The sequence below is a fragment of the Halorubrum tibetense genome, assembly GCF_042661865.1.
Lineage (GTDB): Archaea > Halobacteriota > Halobacteria > Halobacteriales > Haloferacaceae > Halorubrum > Halorubrum tibetense.
In genome coordinates, this window is sequence record NZ_JBHSWW010000180.1 from 1 (window position 1) to 5,025 (window position 5,025).

Annotated in this window: 4 protein-coding genes; all 4 read right to left on the reverse strand. The window is 68.2% G+C overall.

What is annotated here, in order from left to right; genetic code table 11:
- On the reverse strand, nt 1-751 hold a 751-nt coding region (locus ACFQEU_RS11190; RefSeq protein ID WP_465261135.1), incomplete at its 3' end, for a MutS N-terminal domain-containing protein.
- A 256-nt stretch (nt 752-1,007) separates the two neighbouring features.
- Nucleotides 1,008-1,859: a bifunctional hydroxymethylpyrimidine kinase/phosphomethylpyrimidine kinase gene (thiD, locus tag ACFQEU_RS11195; protein ID WP_379782140.1), complete on the reverse strand. Its 852-nt coding sequence runs from the start codon at nt 1,857-1,859 to the stop codon at nt 1,008-1,010.
- Between the two features lie 80 nt (nt 1,860-1,939).
- Complete coding sequence (locus tag ACFQEU_RS11200; RefSeq protein ID WP_379782142.1) at nt 1,940-2,815, reverse strand: phosphatase PAP2 family protein; 876 nt, start codon at nt 2,813-2,815, stop codon at nt 1,940-1,942.
- Complete coding sequence (locus ACFQEU_RS11205; protein WP_379782144.1) at nt 2,812-4,776, reverse strand: ABC transporter substrate-binding protein; 1,965 nt, start codon at nt 4,774-4,776, stop codon at nt 2,812-2,814. Before ACFQEU_RS11205 ends, ACFQEU_RS11200 begins: the two co-directional genes overlap by 4 nt.
- Nucleotides 4,777-5,025 lie beyond the last annotated feature (249 nt).

Sequence of the window (5,025 nt, forward strand, 5' to 3'; positions counted from 1 at the left end):
GGACCGCCAGCTCAGAGTCGAGCCCGACGCTGTCGACGGTCTCCGCGCCGAACTGGTCGCGGACCGCGTGTGCCGCCCGGCCGGGAGCGAACGCTTCGGCGTCGAAGACGGAGACGGACCCCGACAGGTCATCGCGGACCGCCGCGAGGACGGCGTCGTCGTTGCGAACCGTCGGTCCGGGGAGGACCTCAGCGGGGTCGAACCGGTACAGCTCCGCACGGAGGTCGCCGAGGTCGTCGAGCGTCGTGACGAGGAACCGGCCCGTGGTGACGTCCGCGAACGCGACACCATACGGGCCCTCGATGTCGCCGGAGCCGGTGGCCGCGTCCGTGGCGTCCGCGCTCGAACCGGTCGGGTGGGCGTTCTGACGCGCGTCGCCAGCCCGGACGACCGTCGCGAGGTACCGGGCGTCGGCGTCGCTCGTCTCGAGGAGGGTTCCGGGCGTGACGACCCGCGTCACTTCCCGCGCGTGGCCGCCGTCGTCGGTCTCGTATTGGTCGGCGACCGCGACGCGATAGCCGCGTTCGACGAGCGCTTTCAGGTACGGCGTCAGCTCCGAGAGCGGCACGCCCGCCATCGGATACGAGGAGCCGTGTGAGGACTTCTTCGACACCTTGAGGTCGAGCTCGTCGGCGACCGTTTCCGCGTCGTCGGCGAAGAACTCGTAGAAGTCGCCACACTGCATGGCGAGGAGGTCAGCGTCCGTCCCGTCCTTGAGTTCGAGGAACTCCCCGACGATCCCCGTTGGCATACGTCCGTACTCCCGCCGTCGGCGGGTAAAACCCTACGGGTCCACGGACAGAGGACGGGCCGGTAGACCGAAACGTCGCGGGCCGTGTACAGCCCCTACCCGAGCGACACGGACCCGCGACGGAACATCTCGCGTCGGCACGTGTATCAATGTTTCCGGTGTCGTTTTGCAGGGAGGCAGTGTCGAAGGGCTCCTCGGGCCGCCGTCATAGCACCAGCAGCGTGCCATCGTAGCACCCACATGCGGTGTCTCGGACCTACCCGTCCATCGTCGTGGGGTTCACTGCGCCGGGGCCGGAACCGACGTCGTAGCCGCGTCGGATCGCCTCGCTCATCCCATCGACGGCGGCCGTGACCGCCTCGTCGAGAGGCTCGCCGCGTGCCAGCCGGGCGGCGATCGCACTGGAGAGGGTACAGCCGGAGCCGTGGGTCGCGTCCGTGTCGATGCGGGGGGAAACCGACCGGTGAACGGTCGGCGTGTCGTCCCCGTCGGAACCGTCGGCGACGACGAGGGTGTCGACGACCTCGGGAGCGTCGCCCTCCGATCCCGTCCCGTCGAGATGACCACCTTTCACCAGCGCGGCGGTAGCACCGCGAGCGACCAGCTCGCGCCCGGCGGCCGCCGCGCCAGCCGTGGTCTCGACCGGGCCGTCGACGAGCACCGCCGCCTCGTCGGCGTTCGGCGTGACGAGCGTCGCCGCGGCGATGAGGTCGTCGTACGCGGCCTCCGCTTCCTGGGACAGGAGCCGATCGCCTGTCGCGGCCACCATTACGGGGTCGACGACGATCGGTCCGTCGAAGCCGGCGAGGCGGTCGGTAACCGTCTCGACGATCTCGGCGGTCGCGAGCATTCCGGTCTTGACCGCGGCGACGGGGAAGTCGTCCACGACCGCGTCGTACTGGCTCGCGACGTGGGCGGCGGGGATCGGGTGGACGTCGTGAACCCCGCGGCTGTTCTGGGCGGTCGTCGCGGCGACGACCGTGGTGCCGAACACCCCGTGTGCCGTCATCGTTTTCAGATCGGCTTGGATCCCTGCGCCGCCACCGCTGTCGCTGCCGGCGATGCTCAATGCGACGGGCGGGCAAACGGGGTCGTATTCGCCGGTCATGATCGAGTGGTATTCACGGATGATTATAACTCCTGGCGGTCGGAACTCGCTGGCCCGCCGCTCTCCGAGACGATCACTCGTCAGTCGTCCGTACGCCCCGCATCGCTCGACGGGTCCGTGGATCCGTCCGTGGGCCCGTTCGTTGGCCCGGCCGTCGATTCTCCCGCGTCGTCGACGATCCGGTACGAGAGGTACACGCTCCCGAGCGCGAGCGCGATCCCGGCGACGACGTCGACCGCCCAGTGGATCCCGAGGTACATCGTAGCGACGACGACGGATCCCGCGATCCACGCGGCGATCGGGGCCCACGCGCGGTACTCGTCGTAGGTGAGCGCCGCGAACGCGGCGACCGTCACCGACAGCGAGGTGTGTAACGAGGGGAACACGTTCGTGGGGACGTTCACTTCCCCGGTGAGTGCGCGATACTCCGGATTAAACGTGTATAGCAACGGCGTGACGAGGTCGGGCATCACGTTCCGCGGACCGTACGCGAGAACGAGGGTGTACATGACGAGTCCGAGCCCGTAGTTTAGCGCGTACGCAAGCATGAGCCGCTTCAGCGTCGTCGATGTGGAGAGCGCCGCGTACGCAATGAACGGGAATACCAACAGAAACGCGTAGCCGTACACGTACATCCAGGAAAAATACAGCGTCAACTCGGCGGTGGCGAACGTCTGAACCCACCCGACGAACCCACCCTCGAAAGCGTAGATGTATCCCGTGAGCCGGAGCCCGATGAGCTCAGATACCGTCTGAAGCGGGGCGCGGCCGACGGCACTGACGAACATGACGGCAACGAGCACGGCGACGTACCGTTTCGCCTCCTGAAGGTAGTGAACGAGGTTCCTCGGTACATCGTACAGCCGCCGCGGACCGATGATGGTAACACCGGCGATAAGCGTCAGCGCGCTCAGCCACAACAACAGCCCGGAGACCGCCGACAGGAAGGGGCTCATTGGTCCCGGGACAGCAGTTCGCCGTCCTCGTTGAAGCGATACGACGCCTCTCGGAGCGCCTCCCGGGCCTGTTCGGCGTCGAGCGCGCCGTCCTCGCCGTAGAAGGGGTGGACCGGGTCGTGAGCGCGGTCGTCGTCCCACCGCAGATCCGAGGGAACCCAGTCGGGCGACGCCCCAAGCGGGGAGGTTGCCGGGCGAGCGTAACCGGCGAACGCGTCGTCAACGAGCGCCGCCTTGTCGATCAGCGACGCGACGATCGCGCGGAACTGGAAGTTCGACAGGGGCGCGCGGCGGGTGTTGTAGCCGATGTGATAGAACGCGGCGGACCGTTCGCTCACGAGCGTCGCGTCCGCCTCGCGGCCGATCCGCGGGACGGCGTCCGGGCCAAGGTTGGAGGCCGTCGCGTCCGCAAACCCGTCACCGACCGTCTGGACCGCGACGATGTCCGATCCGACGCGCTCGATCTCCAGCCGGTCGAACGCCGGGTTCCCCCAGTAGGTGTCGGGGATCCCGTCGCCGAGGGAGGTCGTCCCCCCGGTCTCGCCGCCGTCGTCGGTCGCCGTCGTCTCGTTGTCGTCTGTCGCCACCGAAGCGAGTCGGGCGAGGAAGTGGTCGGGGTTGCGCTCGAACGTCACCGACTCCTCGGGCGTCGCCTCGACGAAGCGGAGCGGGCCGCTACCGATCGGCTCCTCGTTGTTGGTGACGAGCGCCTCCGTCGTCGCCTCGTCGAACTCGAACCCGGCGACCGTCGCAGTCCCGGTCCGCTCCCGCCAGACGTGTTCGGGGAGGACGGGCACGTGGAGCGCGCGATGGGTGACGGGAGGGGGAACGTCCCCCACCCGGAGATCGATCGTCGATTCGTCGACCACCGACGTGGAGTCGACGATCGACCCCTGGCCGCGGTACTGCGGGCTCGGAACGGGAGTGTCGATGCCGCCGAGCGACGTGTCACGGAGGAACTCGTAAGTGAACTCGACGTCGGCAGCGGTCACGGGCTCACCGTCGTGCCAGGTCGCGTCACGCAGCGTGACCCGGAGCGTCCTCTCGTCGACCCACGTTCGGTCGCGGGCGAGCCACGGGATCGGGTCGACGCCGTCGAACTCGATCAGGCGGTCGTACAGGAGCGAGGTGAAGGTACCGTGCCGACGGTACTCCGCCGCGATCGGGTTCCAGTTGGTGGTGATCCGCTCGTCGGTCGTCACGAGCCGAAGAGTCACTGGGTCGTCGCGGTCGTCCGTTTCGGCGTCGCGGTCGTCCGTTTCGGCGTCGCCGTCGTCTGTTTCGGCGTCGCCGTCGTCCGTTTCGGCGTCGCCGTCGTCTATTTCCGTGTTGCCGACGCCGGCGTCCGCCGATCGGCGCAGCGAGAGGAGGCCGGCGAGCGAAGTCGGGCGGTCCCTCTCCCACCCCACGAATCGGTCCGATCGGACCGCAGTGAGCGCGTCCGGAAAGGCGACCACGGTGAACGGTTGGAGGTCACAGAGCGTCCGCTGGAGCTCCGCGACGACCCCCGGACGGTCGTCGCGGCTCGCAGTCCGTTGTGACTCGAGTAAGTCGTCGACAGCGAAGTCGGTGAACCCGAACGGGTTCTGCCACCCCGTCTCGGCGGTGAACCGGGAGTGTGTGAGCCCGTACAGCGCGTCCGGGTCGAACGGGGTCGCCTCGTTGTACTGGCCGACGTAGATGTCGAAATCGTGATTGAGGAGGACGTCACGCCGGAGGTCGGCGCCGCCGACCGTGTTCACTCGGGTACCGATCCCGACGGCGTTCAGGTTCTCCGAGAGCGACCGGGCGATCCGGATCGCGTTCGGGTCCTCGTCGGTGGGTGTCGTGCGGATCTCCAAGACGAGCTGTGAGGAGCGATCCCGGCCCGCGATGTTCCGGACTCGTCCGATACAGCCGGCGCTCGCGGCGGCAGCACCGATCCCCGCGAGAGCCTCACGCCGACGTATCGGACGATTCATTTCTTAGCATACTCCGTTCTCAGGGGATATCAGTTCTGTGGTAGGTGCGCCGGGGATGAAACCCGACGTGAACCGGCGTGGAGCGGATCGGCAGGTGGTGAACCGTCCGAAACGTGAGATCCGCGACATCGTGGGCTCGCGGAGGCCGCGGGTCAGATCACGTCCAAGAGCGGCAGGGCCAGGCCGACGACCCACGCGAGCAGGCCGACGACGAGGACCGGCCGGTCCTCCGCGGCTCGGCCGACGGCG